Source organism: Accumulibacter sp. (genome assembly GCF_029255125.1).
In the GTDB taxonomy this organism is placed as follows: Bacteria; Pseudomonadota; Gammaproteobacteria; order Burkholderiales; family Rhodocyclaceae; genus Accumulibacter.
On the sequence record NZ_JAPUVR010000076.1, the window covers coordinates 68352 to 90667 of the forward strand.

Sequence of the window (22316 nt, forward strand, 5' to 3'; positions counted from 1 at the left end):
AATCGGGATTCTTAAAATAACATCATGAAGTTAGCCGTGCAAGCCATACTTTCTGCCGACCTGCCACCGGTGAATTTCTGAGCATCCTTGCTCGAAAAATACTTATTACATTTTTTCAACTAGTTATCAATCAGTATCCGAAGCATGCGACGGAGCGGTTCGGCCGCCCCCCACAAGAGCTGGTCACCGACTGTGAACGCCGCCAAATACTCTGGTCCCATGGCCAACTTGTGCAGCCGGCCCACCGGTATGCTGAGTGTTCCGGTAACGGCTGCTGGCGTCAGTTCGCGCTCACTAAGCTCGCGTTCGTTGGCGACAACTTTCACCCAGGCATTGCCTTGCGCAACGATCTCCTCAACCTCGTCCAACGGAACGTCGCGGCGTAACTTGATGGTCAATCCTTGCGCATGGCAACGCATCGCCCCAATGCGGACACACAGGCCGTCCACGGGTATGCTGCCAGCGGTGCGAAAAGCAGGGCGCCCGAGGATCTTGTTGCACTCGGCACCGCCTTTCCATTCCTCTTTCGACTGGCCACCGTCGACCGGCACGTCGACCCATGGAATAAGGCTGCCGGCGAGCGGCACGTGACGGAAATTCTTCGTCGGAAAAGCCGGCGAGCGCATCGTTTCGGCCACCTTGCGGTCGATCTCGAGAATTGCCGAAGCGGGTTGCGCCAGCTCGGCTTCGACCGCGGCGTGCAAGGCGCCCATCTGGAGCAGCAACTCGCGCATGTTTTGCGCCCCGGCACCGGACGCCGCCTGGTAAGTCATCGCACTGACCCATTCGACGAGGTCGTGGCGAAACAGGCCGCTCAGGCCCATCAGCATCAAGGAGACCGTGCAGTTTCCGCCGATCCAGTTGCGCCCGCCGTTGGCCAACGCGGCGTCGATCACGTGGCGATTGACCGGGTCAAGGATGATCACCGCGTCGTCCTGCATGCGCAGTGTGGACGCCGCATCGATCCAGTGGCCCTGCCATCCGGCGGCGCGCAAACGGGGAAAGATCTCGCGAGTGTAGTCGCCGCCCTGACAGGTCACGATGATGTCCATCGGCGCGAGGTCGGCCAGCGACAGCGCATCATGCAGCTTGCCCGCGTCCTTGCCGGCGATCACCGGGGCAGCTTCGCCCACCGCCGAGGTCGAGAAATACCGCGGCTCGATATGTTGAAAATCACCCTCTTCAAGCATGCGCTGCACGAGCACCGATCCCACCATGCCACGCCAGCCCACCAGACCCACTCTATTCACCGACTTGCTCCTCTGCCATTCCATTCTTGTCCGATTCACAGGGCGGCGAGAACCGCATCGCCCATCTCCCGCGTGCCCACCTTGCGCATGCCTGGCTCATGGATATCCGCCGTGCGGTAACCTTGCGCCAGAACGGTTTTCACGGCCTGCTCGACGCGCTGGGCCGACGACTCCAGCGCAAACGTATAACGCAGCATCATCGCAGCCGAGAGAATCGTCGCCAGTGGATTCGCCACGCCCTGGCCAGCAATATCGGGCGCCGAGCCGTGGCAGGGTTCGTAGAGCCCCTTCCGATTGGCGTCGAGCGACGCGGAAGGCAGCATGCCGATCGAGCCGGTGAGCATCGAAGCCTCGTCCGACAGGATGTCACCGAACATGTTGCCAGTGACGATAACATCGAATTGCTTCGGGTTTCTGACCAGTTGCATCGCGGCGTTGTCGACCAGCATGTGACTCAGCTCGACATCGGGGTATTCATTCGCCGTTTCTTCGGCAACGTCGCGCCACAACTGGGTGGTTTCGAGCACGTTCATCTTATCGACCGAACACAACTTTCTCCGACGTTGGCGCGCCGCCTCGAAGGCGACGCGGACGATGCGGCGAATTTCGCTCTCGCTGTAGTGCATCGTGTTGAAGCCGACCCTCTCTTGCCGGCCAGCCAGTTCGCGCACCTCGATGCCACGCGGTTGGCCGAAATAGATGTCGCCGGTCAGCTCACGCACGATCAGGATATCCAGTCCGGCGACGACTTCGCTTTTCAGCGTCGAGGCATTCGCCAACTCGGGATAGAGAATTGCCGGGCGCAGGTTGGCGAACAGGCCGAGATGCTTGCGGATCCCCAACAACCCTCTTTCCGGGCGCAGCTCGCGCGCCAATCGGTCCCATTGCGGACCGCCAACCGCGCCGAGCAGGACCGCATCGGCGTCTTGCGCAAGCTGTTGCGTGGCCAGCGGGTAAGGATCGCCGGTCGCATCGACCGCGCAACCGCCGAGCAGGCCCTCTTCCATTTCGAAACCCAGGTCAAGCGTGCGCAGCACTCGCACCGCTTCGGCCATGATTTCCGGCCCAATGCCGTCGCCAGGAAGAATACAGATTTTCATTCGCATTTCCTCAAATCACGCGATTATGTCACAGCACTGGCGTCTCGTCAGATGCCGCCGGCGCCTCGCCAGCCTCGCTCGCGCCTAACGCGCACGCCGCGCACCGGCATACAGGGGATATACGCGCTCGGCATAAACCCGCAGGTCGGCGATGCGCGACTCGTGCGACGGATGCGTAGACAACCACTGCGGCGGCTGGCCGCGGACGGTGCGGCCCATCTTTTCCCATAGGGCAATCGCGGCAAATGGATCGTAGCCGGCGCGTGCGGCGAGTTCGACACCGATGCGATCCGCTTCCTGTTCCATCTCGCGCGAGTTCGGTCGCATATACGCCAGATCGCCCAAGGTCCCGATGACGCTTTGGCCGAGCCCGGAGTCGATGCCGAAGTAAGCCCCGATCAAGGCTCCGCCAATGCTGGCCGCCGCACCTACGCCAGCCGCCCGGCTCGCCTTCTCACGCCCATGCTCGCGCAAGGCGTGCGCGATCTCGTGTCCCATCACGCCGGCAAGTTCATCGTCGGTCAGCTGCAGTTGTTCGAGCAGGCCGGTGTAGACGGCCATTTTGCCGCCCGGCATGCACCACGCGTTCAACTCGGAAGAAGTGATCACATTGACCTCCCAGGGCCAGGCTGTCGCGTCGCCGCGGAAAGCCGCGGTCATCGGAATCAGCCGCTGGGCAACCTGGCGCACGCGCTCGAACTGTTGGGGGTTGCGATTGAGGCGATTCTTGGCATGCGCCTCGCGCATGGCCTCCTGGTAGGCTTTGGCGGCCGAGCGATTGATCTCGCCCGATGAGACGAGCATGGTTTGTCCGCGTTGGACACCGACTGTTCCGGCGGACGTCGTTCGGGTCGTCGCACAGCCGGCAGTCAGGCCGACGAGCAGCGCGGCCAGGCAGCAGGCGCGCAAGAGACCAATCTTCATGGCTTTTTCCTCCCAATCAGTGTCAACTTCTGGCGACGCGCCGAGTGTGCCCGGCGTCGACCTCGACCAGATCGCTGGGCGGGATCCAGCGTGCGACGAAAAGCAGACCGACCAGGGCGAAACTCGCGCTGAGTGTATAGGTCGGCCCCGCGCCGAGGCGTTCCCACGACCACCCGCTGAGCAGCCCGCCGAGCAGGCCACCGGCGCCAAAAGAAACGCTCGAGTACAAAGCCTGCCCGCGCGCCTGGCAGTTTCCTGGAAACCAGCGATTCACCGCGGCAATGGCGGCTGCGTGGTAGGCACCAAAGGTCAGCCCGTGCAACAGTTGGGCGAGGAGAATCAAAGGCCAGTGGTCGACGCACCAGCCGATGACCAGGAAGCGGATGGCGGCTGCGGCGAAGCAGACGAGAAGAATGGTACGCAAGCCATAGCGGCGTAGCAAGTCGATCATGAAGAAGAAAACAGCAATCTCGGCGAGTACGCCGAGCGACCACAGACTGCCAACCGACAGTGTGCTGTACTGATGGCTGGCGAGGTGTATGGAGTAGAAAACGTAAAGCGCGCCGTGTGCCGCCGACATGGCAAAGCAGGCAGCAAACAGGGCGCGCACGCGCGGCTGGCGGAGAATGTCTACGATGGCCTGCGCCTGAGCTGCACCGGCAGCAAGCTCGACCGGCTCGGGTACCAGGACCGCGCACAGCAGGGTGCTGCTGAGTAGCGCAAAGATCACCCAGAGCAGGCGCGGCAGACCGCTTCCATCGAGCAACGCTCCGGTTGCCATGACCGCAACAATGAAGCCGATCGATCCCCACACACGGATCCGGCTGTAGCGCCCCGGATTGTCGCGCAGATGGGCAAAGGTCACGGTCTCCACCAAGGGGAGAGCGGCGCTCCAGAAGAAAGCAAACAGCGCCATCGCCATCAGCATGGCGGCGAAGGAGCGCGCGAGGAAAAACGCCGAGAAGCTTATCAGACCGAGCGCTGCGGCCAGGCGCACGGCCGGTAGTCGGTGTACCAGTCGATCGGCCAGCGCCCCCCACAGGTACGGTGCAAGCAGGCGCATCAACGGGAGCTGCGACATCAACAGGCCGATGTCCCAGGCGGAAAAGGCAAGCGACTCCAGGTACAGCCCGAAATACGGTGAGAAAGCACCGATGCAGGCAAAGTGAAAAAAGTAGTAGCCCGACAGCCGCCAATAGGGCAAAGGTTGCATCAGGCGCTTCTAGCGGACGCCTGCCCGCGTGCCGACACGCGCCGGCTCAGTCGCCGCTCTTGTGGGCAACGAGCATGCGGTACATCTGGTCCTTGAGCCGGACGCGCTGCTTCTTCAGATTCTCGAACGCGAAATCGTCCACCGGGACATCATCCTCCTCGAGCCGTTCGACTTCCCTGGTCACCTGATGGTATTCGTCGTACAAGTTGCCGAATTTCTCGCTTGATGCCTTGAGCGCGTGGATCGAGTCAACATACTCGGGGAAGTCAAGATGAAGGTCGTGGTGCTCAACTTGCATGATCATAGCCTCAGGAGACTCCGGCCGGCCCGATGCGCGACCAGACGGCGCGATTATACTGGCTACAGCCGCCGGTCGTCACTTGCCCGGGGTGGCCGGAACGCGTCCGGCAAGCTGTGGGGTAAGGCAGCGGACGTCACCACACTGGGCGCGATGGCGCAGGGCGAGATCGATCAGGACGAGCGCCAGCATCGCCTCGGCAACCGGGGTCGCGCGCAGGCCGACGCAGGGATCGTGTCGACCGTGCGTTTCGACGATCGTCGGCTGTCCGTCGATGTCTATCGACCGACGTGGCAAGCGAATGCTCGAGGTTGGCTTGACCGCCAGCTTGACGAGGATCTCCTGTCCGCTCGATATGCCGCCGAGCACGCCGCCCGCATGATTGGACAGAAAACCCTGCGGTGTCATCTCGTCGCCGTGCTCGCTGCCTTTTTGCTGCACGCTGGCGAAACCGGCGCCGATCTCGACTCCCTTTACTGCATTGATGCTCATCATCGCGTAGGCGATCTGTGCATCGAGCCGATCATAAACAGGTTGTCCCCAACCAGGTGGGACGCCGCTGGCGCTCACCGTGACCAGTGCTCCGACCGAATCACCCGCCTTGCGCAACTGATCCATATAGTCTGCAAGTTGCGGGACGATCTCGGCGTTCGGCGCGAAGAAGGGATTGCTGGCAATCTCTTCGCGTGCGACGAACGGGATTTCGATCGGCCCCAGGCGACTCAGCCAACCGCAGATCTCCACCCCATGGCGCACGGCCAACCACTTGCGGGCAATCGCTCCGGCGGCCACGCGTACGGCGGTTTCGCGCGCCGAAGAACGTCCGCCGCCACGGGGATCGCGCAGGCCGTACTTCTGCAGGTAAACGTAGTCCGCATGACCGGGCCGGAAAGTCGTCGCGATCTCGGCATAATCCTTGCTGCGTTGGTCCTGGTTGCGAATCAGCAGGGCGATCGGCGTTCCCGTTGTCTTGCCGGCGAATACACCGGAAAGGATCTCGACCTGATCCGGCTCGCGCCGCTGCGTCACATGGCGCGAAGTTCCAGGCCGACGCCGGTCGAGATCGGCCTGGATGTCCGCCGCACTGATCGGCAGACCAGGCGGACACCCGTCCACAACGCAGCCGATCGCCGGTCCGTGCGACTCACCAAACGATGTCACGCAAAACAGGGTGCCGATCGTGTTGCCGGACATAACTGCCTCATCGAAGTTGTAACTGCCGGGTTGCGCATGCCGGCGGGCAGTCTACCACAGGGGTGGCGAGCAGACGCTCGCCACCCGTCATCGCCAGCCGGGTCGGCCTCGGGGGAACGATCCGTAGACGCGCGGCGCCAGCGTTCAGCGTCCGCCTAGCCCTCGCCAGCAAGACCTTGCTGGTTCTCCGCTTCGTGCTTTGCCGTAAGCCCGAAGTAAGTATTGCTGATTATGATCGGGCGCCAGTCATGGCAAGTGACTCGACAACAGTCCCTTTTGGAGGAGGAAAAACAAAGTGAACGACGACATCGTTGCGCGGATTGAGTCCAATCCGAAGTTTCACCAGTTCGTGCAGAAGCGCAATTCATACGGCATCATCATGTCCATCCTGATGATCTTCGCCTACTACGGCTATATTCTGCTGATTGCTTTCAACAAGGAATGGCTGGCCACCAAGCTCGCACCCGGAATGGTGACTTCCATCGGGATTCCGCTCGGGGTTGGGGTCATCGTGTTCACCATCATCCTGACCAACATCTACATTCGGCGCGCCAACACGGAATTCGACGATCTCAATGCCCAAATTCTCAAGGAGGCGAACAAGAAATGATCAGCCAATCGACCCGCAAAATCCTCTTCGCTACGGCTGGTCTGCTCGCCACGGGTGGCGTCCTGGCGGCTGGCGCCGACCTCGGCAACACCACCAAGCAAGCCACCAACTGGGTGGCGATTGCCATGTTCGTCGTCTTCGTTGCGATTACGCTCGGCATCACCAAGTGGGCGGCGGCGCGCACCAAGACGGCAGCCGACTTCTACACGGCCGGTGGCGGAATCACCGGTTTCCAGAACGGCTTGGCGATTGCCGGCGACTACATGTCGGCCGCATCGTTCCTTGGAATTTCCGGCCTGGTTTTCGCCAACGGCTTTGACGGCCTGATCTTCTCGATCGGCTGGCTGGTCGGCTGGCCGGTGATCACCTTCCTGATGGCCGAACGCCTGCGCAACCTCGGAAAGTTCACCTTTGCCGACGTCGCCGCGTACCGCTTTGCGCAAACCCCGATGCGCACCTTCGCAGCGACCGGTTCGCTGGTCGTCGTCGCGTTCTACATGATTGCCCAGATGGTCGGCGCCGGTCAGTTGATCAAAGTCCTCTTTGGTCTGGAGTATACGGTGGCGGTGATCATCGTCGGCGTGCTGATGATGTGCTACGTGCTCTTCGGTGGTATGACCGCGACGACCTGGGTGCAGATCATCAAAGCAATCATGCTGCTCACCGGTGCGACGTTCATGGCCCTCGCCGTGCTCTGGAAGTTCGGCTTCAACCCCGAGGCGCTGTTTGCCAAGGCGGTCGAGATCCATTCCAAACACGATGCCATCATGTCGCCTGGCGTGCTGATCAAGGACCCCGTATCGGCCATTTCCGTGGGAATGGCGCTGATGTTCGGTACCGCCGGCCTGCCACACATCCTGATGCGCTTCTTCACCGTGCCGAGCGCCAAAGAGGCGCGCAAGTCGGTTGGCTGGGCGACGACCTGGATCGGCTACTTCTACATTCTTACCTTCATCATCGGCTTCGGCGCCATCGTCATGCTCACCCAATCGCCCGAGCTGTACTACGTTGATGGCGATCTCGCCAAGGGTCTGAAGGGCGGCGGCAACATGGCCGCTGTACACCTGTCGAACGCCGTCGGTGGCAACTTGTTCCTCGGCTTCATCTCGGCCGTCGCCTTCGCGACGATTCTCGCCGTCGTTGCCGGCCTGACGCTCTCGGGTGCCTCAGCCGTCTCGCACGACCTCTATGCAACGGTGCTCAAGCACGGCAACGCCGATTCCGCTTCGGAACTGCGCGTGTCGCGGATCACCACCATCTGCCTAGGCATCGTCGCGGTCTTCCTCGGCATCGCTTTCGAGAAGGAAAACGTCGCCTACATGGTGATGCTGGCCTTCGTCATCGCGTGTTCGGCGAACTTCCCGATTCTGTTCATGTCGGTCTTGTGGAAAGACTGCACGACCAAGGGCGCGGTCGCCGGCGGCATCGTCGGGCTGGTCAGCTCGGTCGTTCTGACCATTCTCTCGGCGTCGGTGTGGGAAGCGGTCCTGAAGAATCCGAAAGGAAGTGCGTGGTTCCCGTATTCGTCACCCGCAATCTTCTCGATGACCGCTGCCTTCGTGGTCATCTACATCGTCTCGAAGATGGATAACAGCAAGCAGGCGCAGCTCGAACGGTCGCTTTATCCAGCTCAGCGGGTTCGCTCGGAAACCGGCGTCGGTGCGGCTTCTGCCTCGGGTCACTGAGCGAAGCGGAGAGATCTTGCTGTTGGACGGCGTGCGCAATGGTTGCGGCATCCCACCCGATGAGCGTCGACTGGCCCAAGTGACTCACACCGGGGATACGTAGCCGCTATCGGCACGCTGGACAACACAACGGCTCGGGGTATAACCCCCGAGCCGTTTCTTTGTGCAGTCCGTCTATTGAAGGGAAGGCTTGTCGGCGGGCGGTCCTCGCCGCGCGGATCAGCAGAACCCGCTTGGCGCTACTCGACGGTCACCGACTTGGCCAGGTTACGCGGTTTGTCAACGTCAGTCCCGCGCACCAGCGCAACGTGATAGGCCAGCAACTGCAGTGGCACCACGTGCAGCAGCGGCGACAGGGCGCCGTAGTGCTCGGGCAGATGCAGGACATGCACGCCGTCGGATTCCTTCATCTCGCTGTCGGCATCGGCAAAGACATACAGTTCGCCACCACGCGCGCGGACTTCCTGCAGGTTCGACTTCAGCTTTTCGAGCAAGACATCGTTTGGTGCGACGGCGATCACCGGCATCTCACGATCGACCAGGGCGAGTGGTCCATGCTTCAGTTCGCCGGCTGGATACGCCTCGGCGTGAATGTAGGAGATCTCCTTCAGCTTCAGCGCGCCCTCGAGCGCAATCGGATAATGCCGGCCACGGCCAAGGAAGAGCGCGTGTTGCTTCATCGAAAAGCGTTCCGACCAAACGCGAATCTCCGGCTCAAGTTCGAGCGCGCTGGCGACCGCCATTGGCAGGTGGCGAACGGCGTGCAACTCGGCGGCTTCGGCTTCCGGCCCAAGACGCGAGCGTAGCTTGGCCAGCACCAGCGTCAGCAGGTAGAGCGCGGCAAGCTGCGTGGTAAAAGCTTTGGTCGAGGCCACGCCGATCTCCGGGCCGGCACGGGTGATGAAGCGCAGGGCGTTTTCCCGCACCAGCGAGGACTCGGGAACATTGCAGATGCACAGCGTGCGCGACATGCCGAGCGCTTTGGCATGCTGCAGGGCAGCCAGCGTGTCGGCGGTTTCGCCGGACTGCGAAATGGTCACGACCAGGGTGCGCGGGTCGGGAACCGATTCGCGATAGCGGTACTCACTCGCCACTTCCACCGCACACGGTATTCCGGCAATCGCTTCAAGCCAGTAGCGTGCGACCAGACCGGCGTGATAGCTCGTGCCACAGGCGATGATCAGCACCTGTCCGACATCCTTGAGCAGGGCTTCGCTCTCGGCACCGAATAGCCCCGCTTGAATGCTGCGCGCGGCGCCAAGCATTTCGAGTGTATTCGCCAGGGCCACCGGCTGCTCGAAGATCTCCTTCTGCATGAAATGCCGGTAATGCCCCAGCTCGATCGCGTCGGCCGACAGGTGCGATTCGGTTTCCGGCCGGTCAACCGGCGTGCCATCGACTCGTGCGATCGTGTAGTGACTACGCAACAACTCGGCACAGTCGCCGTTTTCCAGGTACACCATGCGCCGCGTGACCTGCACCAGCGCCGAAGCGTCAGACGCTGCGTAGCACGCGTCGTCGGTCAGACCAAGCAAGAGCGGCGCACCCTCGCGCGCCACGACGACACGCTCGGGATCACTTTCGCGCAGAACTGCGATGGCATACGCTCCCTGGAGTTGGGCGACCGCCTGACGAACGGCAGTCAGCAAGTCGGGCGCGGTCTTGAGTTCGTGCGACACCAGATGCGCGACGACCTCGGTATCGGTATCAGAGTCAAAGGTGTAGCCTTCGCCCTTCAGATACGCTCGCAAGGGCTCGTGGTTTTCGATGATGCCATTGTGGACGACGGCCAGCCCATGCGAAACATGCGGGTGAGCGTTGCGCTCGCAGGGAACGCCATGCGTCGCCCAGCGTGTGTGGGCAATGCCGGTGTTACCGGCAGCCTGCGACGCTTCAACCTGGGCAGTCAGCTCGGCAACGCGTCCAACCGAGCGCAAACGATGCAGACCACCTTCGTTGATCAGGGCCAGGCCAGCCGAATCGTAGCCGCGATACTCCAGCTTGCGCAGGCCTTCGAGAAGGATGGGGACAACATTGCGGTCGGCAACCGCGGCGACGATACCACACATGGTCAGGTCACTTTTTAGCTTTTTTGGGCCGTTGCCAGCCCGGGAGGGAAACCTGCCGAACACGCGAGAGCGTTAGCGTATCCGGCGGAGCGTCCTTGGTCAGGGTCGTACCCGCACCGAGGGTCGCGCCGCGGCCAACGGTTACGGGAGCGACCAGTTGCGTATCGGAACCAATGAAAGCGTCGTCCTCGATCAGCGTCTTGAACTTGTTGGCGCCGTCATAATTACAGGTGATCGTTCCGGCGCCAATGTTGACCCGGCTGCCGACGACCGCGTCGCCGACGTAAGCCAGGTGATTGGCCTTCGATTGTGCGCCGAGTTTCGTATTCTTCAGTTCGACGAAATTGCCGACATGCGCGCCGACAGCCAGCTCGGTTCCCGGCCGCAGCCGGGCATACGGACCGACCACGGCGTCCGGTCCGATGAGCGCATCCTCGATGTGACTGAAAGCGGCCACCCGCGCACCGGCGCCGACCTGTGCATTCTTGAGAACGCAGGCCGGGCCCACCTCGACGGCTTCGTCAAGGACCACTCGGCCTTCGAAGACGCAGTTGACATCGATGAAAACGTCGCGCCCACAGATCAGTTCCCCGCGCACATCGATGCGCGCCGGGTCGGCCAGGCGAACACCACGTTCCATCAGGCTCTCGGCATTCCGGCGCTGAGCGATGCGCTCGAGTTGGGCGAGCTGCACCTTGCTGTTGACCCCAATGACTTCCCACTCGCCTTGTGGCTGCGTGGTGGTGATCGGCAACGCTGCCGCTAATGCCATACCGACGATGTCGGTGAGATAGTATTCCCGCTGCGCATTGTCGTTCGACAGCCGGGCGAGCCAGCCAACCAGGCGTTCGGTCGGGAGCGCGATGATTCCCGTGTTTACCTCGTGAATCGCGCGCTCCACGACGCTGGCATCCTTGTCTTCGACGATTCGCTGAACGGCGCCCGCGGCGTCGCGGACGATGCGCCCATAGCCGGTAGGGTCAGGCAGTTCGACGGCCAAAATGGCCAGGGCGTTGCGTGCTGCGTGTACGAGTCGCTGCAGCGTGTCGACCTGAGTCAGCGGTACGTCGCCGTAGAGAATCAGTGTTGTTCCACCCGGTGCCAGATGCGGTGCTGCTTGCATCACTGCGTGTCCAGTACCGAGCTGTGGGTCCTGCAGGACCCAGGTCAAGTCAGGCGCATCCAGCGCCGCGCGCACGACATCGCCCCCGTGTCCATAGACGAGACATAGCGTCTCCGGCGCCAGCCGGCGTGCCGTTTCGATGACGTGCTGGACCAAAGGCTTGCCGGCCAGCGGATGCAGCACCTTGGGCAGATTCGAATGCATGCGCTTGCCCTGGCCGGCAGCGAGGATGACGATATTCATGGGCTGGTCGTAGTTGCTCAGGAAGTTATTTCGACGTCTACCCGCACGCGTGGAGCGCGACTCCCGGCCGGGCTGGTGGCAGCGCGGGTTCCGCCGGAGCGGGTCCGCAGCACCGCGGTAGACAGGACATCCGTTCGCATGCAGGAATTGTTCCACAACGCCGTGCCGACATCAGGAACAATATCACGATCGCCATTGTATCAAGTGTGCACCTGGTGCATCGCCGGCGTGCTCACCGTGGCAAGGTCGAACTGCCCATCAGGAAAGCATCGACTTCACGTGCGCATTGCCGGCCTTCCCGAATCGCCCAAACCACCAAGGATTGTCCACGTCGCATGTCGCCGGCAGTAAAAACCTTGGCGATGTTCGTCGCGTAACAACCGACTCCCTCGCTTGTCGCCTTGACGTTGCCGCGCGTATCGAGCTCGACTCCGATTTGTTCGAGCAAGCCGTGGTGGACCGGCGAGACAAAGCCCATGGCGAGTAACACCAGGTCAGCCGCGAGCTCGAACTGGCTGCCGGCGACCTCGCTCATTCTGCCGTCACGCCAATCGACGCGCACGACACGCACACCGGTGAGCTTGCCTTCCTTGCCGATGAATTCCCGCGTCGCAACCGCGAAGTCGCGCACGCAGCCCTCTTCGTGCGAAGACGAGGTGCGCAGCTTCAACGGCCAATACGGCCAGGTCAGGCTCTTGTCTTCCTGCTCCGGGGGCTGCGGCATCAGCTCGAACTGGACGACCGAAGCGGCTCCCTGGCGGTTGCTCGTGCCGACACAATCCGAACCGGTATCGCCACCGCCGATGACCACGACCCGCTTGCCGGTCGCCCGGATCTGTCCACTGAGGCGGTCGCCGGCATTCACCTTGTTCTGTTGCGGCAGGAAGTCCATCGCGAAATGCACTCCGGCGAGGTCGCGCCCGGGTACGGGCAGGTCGCGTGGTGCCTCGGCGCCGCCAGCGAGGACCAGCGCATCGAATTCGGCGAGCAGCGTGGCGACCGGCAGCGCACCGGGTCCACTCCCACCCACTGTCTGGTTGACACGGAACGCGACGCCTTCCGCCTCCATCTGCCGTATGCGCAGGTCGATCAGCGACTTCTCGAGCTTGAAATCGGGAATCCCGTAGCGCAGCAGGCCGCCAATGCGATCGTTCTTTTCGAAGACCACCACCGTATGGCCGACGCGCGCCAGTTGCTGGGCTGCCGCCAAGCCAGCCGGTCCGGAGCCGACGATTGCCACCTTCTTGCCAGTTTTCGACTTTGCCAACTGCGGGCGGATCCAGCCTTTTTCCCAGCCCTTGTCGATAATCGCGTGCTCGATCGACTTGATGCCAACAGCGTCGGTGTTGATGTTCAGCGTGCAGGCTGCTTCACACGGTGCTGGACAAATGCGGCCGGTGAAGTCGGGAAAGTTGTTGGTCGAGTGCAGAACCGCCAGTGCCTGCTCCCAATTGCCGCGATAAACCAGATCGTTCCAGTCTGGAATGATGTTGTTGACCGGGCAGGAGTTACTACAGAAGGGGATTCCGCAGTCCATGCAACGCGCACCCTGCATGCGCGCCTGTTCATCGTTCAGTACGTGCACGAACTCCCGGTAGTGCTTCAGTCGCGATTGACTCGGCTCGGCAGCTTCCGCCAAACGTTGGTACTCGATGAATCCGGTGGGCTTTCCCATGACTATGCTGCCTCCAGTTGCTTTTTCGCTGCCATTTCCTTGAGCACGCGTCTGTACTCGTGCGGCATGACCTTGACGAAGCGCGCGCGGTAGCGCTCCCACTCGGACAGCAAACGCCTGGCCTGGCGACTGCCGGTAAGGCCGTAGTGCCGTTCAATCAATCCCTTGAGCAGCGCCTCGTCGCTCAGGCCAAGATGGCGCAGATCGACCCGGCCGAGCCCCTCGAGATCTTCACCAGCGTCGCTGTCCTTACGCGCCGCGAATTCTTCGGCAATCGGTTCGAGCGAGACCTGTGCCATGTTGCAGCGCGAGGCGAAGCTTCCCTCCTCGTCGAGGACATAGGCCACGCCGCCCGACATCCCGGCCGCAAAGTTGCGACCAGTCTGCCCGATGACGACAACCGTGCCGCCCGTCATGTACTCGCAGCCGTGATCGCCGACGCCCTCGACAACCGCCGTCGCACCCGAGTTGCGCACGGCAAAGCGCTCGCCGGCGACCCCTGCGAAGAAGGCCTCACCCTCGATTGCGCCGTAAAGAACGGTGTTGCCGATGATGATGTTGCTCGGTGTCTCGCCACGAAAACCATGGTTCGGGCGGACGATGATCTGCCCGCCAGACAGGCCTTTGCCAACGTAGTCATTTGCCTCGCCAATCAGGTCGAAGCTGATTCCGTGCGCGAGAAAGGCGCCGAAAGCCTGCCCAGCCGTACCCTTGAAACGAACCTCGATGGTTCCATCGGGCAGTCCGGCGTGCCCGTAGCGCTTTGCCACCTGGCCGGAAAGCATTGCGCCAACGGTGCGGTTGACGTTGCGCAGCGGCAGTTCCAGGCTGACCTTCTCGCCTTGTTCGAGCGCGACCTGGGCAGCCGCGATCAGTTGCCGATCAAGCGCACCGGCCAGGCCGTGCTCCTGCTCTTCGCAGTGAAAAACCGGGACATCGGCGGCGTTTGGCGGACGCCGGAAGATTCGGCTGTAATCCAGGCCGCGCGCTTTCCAATGCGCGATTCCCTTCTTCATTTCCAGCAGATCGAAACGGCCGACCAGGTCGTCGAAGCGCCTGATCCCGATCTGCGCCATCGCTTCGCGCAGTTCCTCGGCAACGAAGAAGAAGTAATTCACGACATGCTCGGGCTGGCCGGAAAAGCGCCGACGCAGAACAGGATCCTGCGTCGCCACACCGACCGGACACGTGTTCAGGTGGCACTTGCGCATCATGATGCAACCTTCGACGACCAGCGGGGCGGTGGCGAAGCCGAACTCGTCAGCGCCGAGCAGGGCGCCGACCAGAACGTCGCGGCCCGTCTTGATCTGGCCATCGACCTGCACGCGAACGCGCCCACGTAGCCGGTTGAGCACCAGCGTCTGCTGCGTTTCGGCCAGACCCAGTTCCCATGGCGACCCGGCATGCTTGATCGAGGACAGCGGACTGGCCCCGGTTCCCCCATCGTGGCCGGCGATCACCAGATGATCGGCCTTGGCTTTCGTCACGCCGGCGGCCACCGTGCCAACGCCGACTTCAGAGACCAGCTTGACGCTGATCGACGCGCCCGGGTTGACGTTCTTCAGGTCATGAATGAGCTGCGCCAGGTCTTCGATCGAGTAGATGTCGTGGTGCGGCGGTGGCGAAATCAGCCCGACACCGGGCACCGAGTGGCGCAGGAAGCCGATGTACTCGGACACCTTGTGGCCCGGCAACTGGCCGCCCTCGCCGGGCTTCGCGCCCTGCGCCATCTTGATCTGGATCTGGTCAGCGTTGATCAGGTACTCGGCGGTTACGCCGAAGCGCCCGGACGCCACCTGCTTGATCGCCGAGCGCAAACTGTCTCCGGGTTGCAGTTGGTAGTCGCGCTCGATGCGCGACTTGCCGACCACATCCGAGAGCAGTTCGCCACCCTGCAGCACCTTGAAGCGCGCCGGGTCTTCGCCGCCTTCGCCGGTGTTCGATTTGCCGCCCAGGCGATTCATTGCGATCGCCAGCGTCGAGTGCGCCTCGGTCGAGATCGAGCCGAGCGACATCGCGCCAGTGGTGAAGCGCTTGACGATTTCCTTGGCCGGCTCGACTTCTTCGAGCGGCACCGGCGGGCCGGCCGGCTTGATCTCGAACAGGCCGCGCAGGGTCATGTGACGCGCCGTCTGATCGTTGATGATCTGGGCGTACTCCTTATACGTTGCGAACTGGCCGCTGCGTGTCGCATGCTGCAGTTTGGCAATCGCCTCGGGCGTCCACATGTGCTCCTCGCCGCGCACGCGGTAAGCATATTCGCCGCCGGCGTCGAGCATGCCGGCGAGCACCGGGTCGTCGCTGAAAGCCTGCTTGTGCAGACGAATGGCCTCTTCCATGATCTCGAAGACGCCAATTCCTTCGACCTGCGTCGAGGTTCCGGTGAAGTACTTGTCGACGACGCGCTGTTGCAAACCGACGGCTTCGAAGATCTGCGCTCCGGTGTACGACATGTAGGTCGAAATGCCCATCTTGGACATGACCTTGAGCAGCCCTTTGCCGACCCCTTTGATGAAATGTTTGATCGCCTTGTCGCCCTTCTCGGCGCCGCCGCCAACCATTTGCTGGATCGTTTCGAGCACCAGGTAAGGATGCACGGCTTCTGCACCGTAGCCGGCGAGGACCGCGAAGTGATGCGTCTCACGTGCGGCGCCGGTTTCGACGACGAGACCGACGCGCGTACGCAAGCCCTTCATCACCAGGTGCTGGTGGACTGCCGAGGTCGCCAGCAAGACGGGGATGGCCACATGTTCGCGGTCGATCCGACGATCGGAAATGATCAGAATGCTCGAACCTCGGAGCAGAACGTGGTCCTCGGCCTCGTGGCAGAGCGAGGCCAGGCGCGCCTCGACGCCTTCGTTGCCCCAGGCGATCGGGTAGCAGATGTCGAGTTCGGCCGAGTGGAACTTGTTTCCCGTGTAGCTCGCGATGCGGCGAAGCTTGGCCATCTGGTCGAAATCGAGGACGGGCTGCGCGACCTCCAGACGATACGGCGGGTTGATATCGTTGATTCCGAGCAGGTTCGGTTTCGGGCCGATGAACGAGACGAGCGACATGACGATCTGCTCGCGGATCGGATCGATCGGCGGATTGGTTACCTGCGCGAAAAGCTGGCGGAAATAGTTGAACAGCGGTTTGTTCCGCTGCGAAAGGATGGCGAGAGGCGAATCGTTGCCCATCGAGCCGGTCGCCTCCTCACCCGAGGTGGCCATCGGATCGAGAATGAACTTGAGATCCTCCTGGCTATAGCCGAAGGCCTGTTGCCGATCGAGCAGCAAGCTGGGGTCGGCACGCATCGGCGCGGTTCTCGGCGCCGGCAGGTCGTCAAGCTTGATGTTGATGCGACTCAGCCAATCCCGATAGGGCTTGCTGCGCGCCAGCGTGTCCTTCAATTCGGCGTCTTCGATGATGCGACCCTGGTCGAGATCGATCAGAAACATCTTGCCCGGCTGCAAGCGCCACTTCTTGACGATTCGCTCCTCGGGAATCGGCAGGACACCGGCTTCCGACGCCATGACCACCAGATCATCGTCGGTGATCAGATAGCGCGCCGGGCGCAGACCGTTACGGTCGAGCGTCGCACCGATCTGCCGCCCATCGGTGAAAGCGACGGCCGCCGGCCCATCCCAAGGCTCGATCATCGCGGCGTGGTACTTGTAGAAGGCGCTGCGCCCCTCGTCCATCAAGGTGTGCGACTCCCAGGCTTCCGGAATCAGCATCATCATCGCGTGCGCCAGCGAGTAGCCGCCCATGACGAGCAGTTCGAGGGCATTGTCGAAACATGCCGAGTCCGACTGTCCCGGATAGATCAACGGCCAGATCTTTTCGAGATCGCGTCCGAGCAAGGGCGAAGAGGTTCCTTTTTCGCGCGCGCGCATCCAATTGTAGTTGCCGCGCAGGGTGTTGATTTCGCCATTGTGGGCGATCATCCTGTAGGGATGCGCCAGGCGCCAGGTCGGGAAGGTGTTGGTCGAAAAGCGCTGGTGTACCAGCGCGATCGCAGAAACGCACTGCGCCTGCTGCAGGTCGGTGTAGTACGCGCCCACCTGGTCAGCCAGGAGCAGACCCTTGTAGACGACGGTTCTTGCCGACATCGACGGTTGATAGAAGTCCTTGCCGTGCTTCAGGCCCAGCGCCAGGATGGCATTCGCGGCACGCCGCCGAATGACATACAGTTTGCGCTCGAGCGCGTCGGTAACCATGACGTCGGCGCCGCGCCCGACGAAGATCTGCCGAATCACCGGTTCGCGCGCACGCACGGTGGGCGACATCGGCAGGCCATGGTCGACCGGTACGTCGCGCCAACCGAGAACCACCTGGCCTTCGGAGCGTACCGCACGCTCGATTTCTTCCTGGCAGGCAAGGCGCGAAGCCGACTCCTTTGGCAGGAAAACCATGCCCACGCCGTAATCGCCGGCCGGCGGCAGATGGACCCCTTTGGCAAGCATTTCCGCGCGATAAAGTTCGTCCGGAATCTGGATGAGAATTCCTGCGCCGTCGCCCATCAAGGGGTCGGCGCCAACCGCGCCGCGATGATCCAGGTTCTTCAGGATGAGCAGTCCCTGCTCGATGATCGAGCGACTCTTCTTGCCTCGGATTTGCGCTACAAAACCGACACCGCAGGCGTCGTGTTCGTTGGCCGGGTCGTAAAGCCCCTGCCGCTCGGGTATGGCTGAATCGATCACACTCAAATCCTCACAAGACAAAGACGTTTGCCCGGCAAGCGCTTTCGGGCAAGGCGCGCGCGACGCCCGCGAGCCTGCCCCCCAAGCCTGTTCGCGGGACTGGCGACTATACTCGGAATAGGCACGGCGTTCAAGATGGTGCACCGCACCAAAAAAGTGCGTCTATTCAGGTCCAGTGCTCCGAGAAGGGGCGAATTCGCGTCCGGAAACCAAGATTACCCGAATCCTGCTGCCTGACCAACACTGCAAGCAAAATATATGCCGCCCTTTTACTCGGTACTCGTCGCCTGGTCGCTGCCCGGGCGAGCATGCTCTCCTTCTGCTAAGTGCCTTTGCCGTGCTAAAGTGCGCCTCCAGCCTGTGCCGGTCTGTCCGGGGCTGAACGGCTCCGGCGCGCAGCGGGAAGCGTATCAAGCAAGAAGCGTAGGGGACCGAGAGCGCAGCAGCTCGGACGAGGGGACCGCCCTGCGCACGTACCGGAATCAGCAAAATGTAGTCTACGCCTCGCGTTCTGTGCGTCGTCTCTGCCTGTAGTCTGCACGTGATCGAGGTGTACCGAGGGTGGCCGCTGTTTGGCAGAGCAGTTTCAGAAGAGTAGAGACAAGAAATCAATGATGGAGGACCAAATGCCGCTGACAATTGGAGTTCCAAGAGAGATTGCGCCTGGGGAAAAGCGCGTTGCGACCGTTCCCGAAGTCGTCGAGAAACTGATCAAGCTGGGCTTCGCAGTACGCGTCGAAACGGGAGCGGGGGACGCCGCGAACGTTGCCGACGACGTGTTTCGCGCCGCCGGAGCAGAAGTGGTGGACAACGCCGCCGAGCTGTGGTCGTCATCGGACATCATCTTCAAGGTGCGCGGGCCAAGCGCCGAGGAAGTCAAGCTGCTGCGCCCAGGAAGCACGCTGGTCAGCTTCATCTGGCCGGCGCAAAACCCCGAACTGTTGCAGCAGCTGGCGGCTCGCCAGGTCACTGTGCTGGCGATGGACAGCGTACCGCGCATTTCTCGGGCGCAGAAGCTCGATGCGCTCAGTTCGATGGCCAATATTGCTGGCTACCGGGCAGTCATTGAGGCCGCGCATCACTTCGGTCGCTTCTTTACCGGTCAGATCACCGCCGCGGGCAAGGTTCCGCCCGCCAAGGTCTTCGTCATCGGCGCCGGGGTTGCCGGCTTGGCAGCAATTGGCGCGGCCTCGGGGCTGGGCGCCATCGTGCGTGCCAACGACACCCGCCCGGAGGTGGGCGATCAGGTCAAGTCGATGGGCGGCGAGTTCGTTACGGTCGATTACCAGGAGGAAGGCTCAGGCGTTGGCGGCTACGCGAAAGTCATGAGCGATGGCTTCCAGAAGGCGCAGCGCGAGGTTTTCGCCAAGCAGGCAAAGGAAGTCGACATCATCATCACGACCGCCCTGATTCCAGGTAAGCCGGCGCCGCGCCTGATTACCAGCGAAATGGTTCAGTCGATGAAACCGGGCAGCGTCATCGTCGATATGGCCGCCGAGCAGGGCGGCAACTGCGAACTGACCGAGCCGGGAACGGTAACCGTCAAGCACGGCGTGACGATCATCGGTTATGCCGACCTGCCGAGCCGTCTGGCCAAGCAGTCGAGCACGCTCTACGCGACCAACCTGCTACGCCTGACCGAGGAACTGTGCAAGAACAAGGACGGCACGATCAACGTCAACATGGACGACGAAGTGATCCGCGGAACGACCGTCATCAAGGACGGGACGATCACTTGGCCGCCACCGGCACCGAAGCTTTCAGCGGCGCCGCCGGCTGCCCCGGCGGCCGCCAAACCACCGGTTGCCGCGAAGTCGCACGGGCACGGCAAGGGCGGATCGCCGATGTCGGGCACGGCATTGGCGATCATCTTCGCCGTCGCCGCCGTCGTCTTCTGGTTCATCGGGGCGAGCGCACCGGCCGCCTTCCTCGGTCACTTCACGGTCTTTGTACTCGCCTGTTTCGTTGGCTACATGGTGGTCTGGAACGTCACGCCGGCGCTGCACACGCCGCTGATGAGCGTCACCAACGCGATTAGCAGCATCATCGCGATTGGCGCCCTGGTTCAGATTGCGCCACCCGTGGACCCCGGCCTCAGCCGGCCCGACGACTGGATTCGCTGGCTGGCGATCGGTGGCATCGTTCTCGCAACGATCAACATGTTCGGTGGTTTCGCCGTCACCCAGCGCATGCTGGCCATGTTCCGCAAGTAGGGGGAGTGCAAGATGTCTGAAAGCCTGGCAACCGTCTCCTACCTTGGAGCAACGATTCTCTTCATTCTCTGCCTGGGCGGCCTGAGCAATCAGGAGACCGCCCGCCGCGGCAATCTCTATGGCGTCATCGGCATGACGATTGCGGTGCTGGCAACGGTCCTTGGACCACACGTCGGCAGCGCCGGGTACGCCTGGTTGATCGGTGCCATGGTGGTCGGCGCCTCGATCGGTCTGTACGCGGCGCGTACCGTGCAGATGACCCAGATGCCCGAACTGGTCGCCCTGATGCACAGCATGGTCGGTTTGGCGGCAATGCTCGTCGGCTTTGCCAATTACATCGACCCGGTGGCCTCGGCACACATGAGTGGCGCCGAGAAGGCGATTCACGAGGTCGAGATCTACGTCGGTATCCTGATCGGCGCGGTCACCTTCTCCGGGTCGGTGATCGCGTTCGGCAAGCTGTCCGGCAAGATCTCCGGCAACCCGCTCCTCCTGCCCGCCCGGCACTGGATCAACCTGGCTGGACTGCTGGTGGTCATTTACTTTGGACGTGAATTCCTGCGTGCTGGCTCGGTCGGCGAGGGGATGACGCCGCTCATCGTGATGACCGTGATCGCACTGCTCTTCGGTATTCACATGGTGATGGCGATCGGCGGCGCCGACATGCCGGTGGTCGTCTCGATGCTCAACAGCTACTCCGGCTGGGCGGCGGCGGCAACCGGCTTCATGTTGTCGAACGACCTGCTGATCGTCACCGGCGCACTCGTCGGCTCAAGCGGCGCAATCCTTTCGTACATCATGTGCGCGGCGATGAACCGCCACTTCATCAGCGTCATCGCCGGAGGCTTCGGTACCGGCGGCGGAACGCCAGCGGCCGCCGGAGCAGCGCAACCGGCCGGCGAAGTGGTTGCGATCAGCGCCCCGGACACAGCTGAACTGCTGCGTGAGGCGAAGAATGTCATCATCGTTCCGGGTTACGGTATGGCGGTCGCGCAGGCGCAGCACACGGTGTACGAGATTACCCGCCTGCTGCGCGAGAAAGGCGTCAATGTGCGGTTCGGCATCCATCCAGTCGCCGGTCGGATGCCAGGTCACATGAACGTCCTGCTCGCGGAAGCCAAGGTGCCTTACGATATCGTGCAGGAAATGGACGAACTGAACGACGATTTCCCGCAGACCGACGTCGCGATGGTCATCGGCGCCAACGACATCGTCAACCCTGGCGCGCAAGACGATCCGACGAGCCCGATCGCTGGCATGCCAGTGCTCGAAGTGTGGAAAGCCAAGACCTCGATCGTCATGAAGAGAAGCATGGCCTCGGGCTACGCCGGCGTAGACAACCCATTGTTCTACAAGGAGAACAACCGCATGCTGTTTGGTGATGCGAAGAAGATGCTGGACGAGGTTCTGGTCGCGCTGAAGGCCTGACAGGCGGGAATCGCTGGCGGCCGCTGACGGGCGCACCTCCGCGGCGCCATGTCGGCCGGCCGGCGACATCTATCTGATAGAATCTTGCTCGCCGAGCGCAGACAAGTCGCTGGCGAGCAAACCAATTTCTAGGGGGTGACATGGAGGTCAAAGAAGTTCTGCAAGTCAAAGATGCCAGGCTGTTCACGGTGCGTCCAGAAACGCCGCTGTCAGAAGCGGTGATCATGATGGCGGACAACGATATCGGTTCGGCCATTGTCATGGACGACGGAAAACTCGCCGGCATGCTGACCTTCCGTGAGGTATTGGTGATCCTGGCCAAGAGGCAAACCGAGCGGCGGGTTGGGCCGACGCCACCGATCGCCGAGATCCTGGTTCTCGAGGCGATGGACCGCGATCCACCAACGGCAACTCCCGACATGGACGTCGACGAGTTGCGCCGTATGATGGTGGACTCGCACACGCGCTATGTGCCGGTAATGGAGGACGACGCGGTCGTCGGAATCGTCTCGTTCCACGATGTCGCCAAGGCCGTGCTCGAGGAGCGCAACATGGAAAACAAGCTGCTCAAAGCCTACATCAAGGACTGGCCTGCCCCATAAGCCA

At 62.2% G+C, this 22316-nt stretch carries 15 protein-coding genes; 5 read left to right on the top strand and 10 right to left on the bottom strand.

The window, feature by feature from the left end:
- Nucleotides 1-119: 119 nt before the first annotated feature.
- From asd to aroC, 6 genes are all read right to left on the bottom strand, one after another.
- Complete coding sequence (gene asd, locus Q1L59_RS04015) at nucleotides 120-1250, bottom strand: aspartate-semialdehyde dehydrogenase (protein ID WP_300328353.1); 1131 nt, start codon at nucleotides 1248-1250, stop codon at nucleotides 120-122.
- Between the two features lie 35 nt (nucleotides 1251-1285).
- Nucleotides 1286-2350, bottom strand: a complete 1065-nt coding sequence (gene leuB, locus Q1L59_RS04020) for a 3-isopropylmalate dehydrogenase (RefSeq protein ID WP_300328356.1) — start codon at nucleotides 2348-2350, stop codon at nucleotides 1286-1288.
- An 84-nt stretch (nucleotides 2351-2434) separates the two neighbouring features.
- Complete coding sequence (locus tag Q1L59_RS04025; RefSeq protein WP_300328358.1) at nucleotides 2435-3274, bottom strand: M48 family metallopeptidase; 840 nt, start codon at nucleotides 3272-3274, stop codon at nucleotides 2435-2437.
- A gap of 22 nt (nucleotides 3275-3296) precedes the next feature.
- Nucleotides 3297-4487, bottom strand: coding sequence for an MFS transporter (locus Q1L59_RS04030; RefSeq protein WP_300328361.1), 1191 nt, complete (start codon nucleotides 4485-4487; stop codon nucleotides 3297-3299).
- Nucleotides 4488-4533: 46 nt separating this feature from the next.
- A complete protein-coding gene (locus tag Q1L59_RS04035) occupies nucleotides 4534-4791 on the bottom strand; it encodes a DUF465 domain-containing protein (RefSeq protein ID WP_324588397.1) in 258 nt (85 codons plus the stop codon).
- Nucleotides 4792-4863: 72 nt separating this feature from the next.
- On the bottom strand, nucleotides 4864-5979 hold the full coding sequence (gene aroC / locus Q1L59_RS04040; protein ID WP_300328364.1) for a chorismate synthase: 1116 nt from the start codon (nucleotides 5977-5979) through the stop codon (nucleotides 4864-4866).
- Between the two features lie 295 nt (nucleotides 5980-6274).
- Here aroC and Q1L59_RS04045 point away from each other — a divergent pair, with 295 nt between their 5' ends.
- Nucleotides 6275-6589, top strand: a complete 315-nt coding sequence (locus Q1L59_RS04045; protein ID WP_300328367.1) for a DUF485 domain-containing protein — start codon at nucleotides 6275-6277, stop codon at nucleotides 6587-6589.
- Nucleotides 6586-8274 (top strand): cation acetate symporter, encoded by a 1689-nt coding sequence (locus Q1L59_RS04050; RefSeq protein ID WP_300328370.1) that lies wholly within the window; start codon nucleotides 6586-6588, stop codon nucleotides 8272-8274. Before Q1L59_RS04045 ends, Q1L59_RS04050 begins: the two co-directional genes overlap by 4 nt.
- 239 nt (nucleotides 8275-8513) lie before the next feature.
- Here the strand turns inward: Q1L59_RS04050 and glmS are convergent, their stop codons facing one another.
- From glmS to Q1L59_RS04070, 4 genes are all read right to left on the bottom strand, one after another.
- A complete protein-coding gene (gene glmS, locus Q1L59_RS04055; RefSeq protein ID WP_300328372.1) occupies nucleotides 8514-10343 on the bottom strand; it encodes a glutamine--fructose-6-phosphate transaminase (isomerizing) in 1830 nt (609 codons plus the stop codon).
- A gap of 7 nt (nucleotides 10344-10350) precedes the next feature.
- Nucleotides 10351-11709, bottom strand: a complete 1359-nt coding sequence (gene glmU / locus Q1L59_RS04060) for a bifunctional UDP-N-acetylglucosamine diphosphorylase/glucosamine-1-phosphate N-acetyltransferase GlmU (RefSeq protein ID WP_300328374.1) — start codon at nucleotides 11707-11709, stop codon at nucleotides 10351-10353.
- Between the two features lie 232 nt (nucleotides 11710-11941).
- Nucleotides 11942-13384, bottom strand: coding sequence for a glutamate synthase subunit beta (locus Q1L59_RS04065; protein WP_300328377.1), 1443 nt, complete (start codon nucleotides 13382-13384; stop codon nucleotides 11942-11944).
- A 2-nt stretch (nucleotides 13385-13386) separates the two neighbouring features.
- Nucleotides 13387-18069 (bottom strand): glutamate synthase-related protein, encoded by a 4683-nt coding sequence (locus Q1L59_RS04070; RefSeq protein WP_300328380.1) that lies wholly within the window; start codon nucleotides 18067-18069, stop codon nucleotides 13387-13389.
- 626 nt (nucleotides 18070-18695) lie between these two features.
- Between Q1L59_RS04070 and Q1L59_RS04075 the strand changes: the two genes are divergently transcribed.
- From Q1L59_RS04075 to Q1L59_RS04085, 3 genes are all read left to right on the top strand, one after another.
- Entirely contained in the window at nucleotides 18696-20282 is a 1587-nt protein-coding gene (locus Q1L59_RS04075) for a Re/Si-specific NAD(P)(+) transhydrogenase subunit alpha (protein WP_300328383.1), read from the top strand.
- A gap of 12 nt (nucleotides 20283-20294) precedes the next feature.
- Nucleotides 20295-21710, top strand: a complete 1416-nt coding sequence (gene pntB / locus Q1L59_RS04080) for a Re/Si-specific NAD(P)(+) transhydrogenase subunit beta (RefSeq protein ID WP_300328387.1) — start codon at nucleotides 20295-20297, stop codon at nucleotides 21708-21710.
- A gap of 140 nt (nucleotides 21711-21850) precedes the next feature.
- The gene (locus Q1L59_RS04085; RefSeq protein WP_300328389.1) at nucleotides 21851-22312 is read left to right on the top strand and encodes a CBS domain-containing protein; all 462 of its coding nucleotides are present in this window, start codon (nucleotides 21851-21853) and stop codon (nucleotides 22310-22312) included.
- Nucleotides 22313-22316 lie beyond the last annotated feature (4 nt).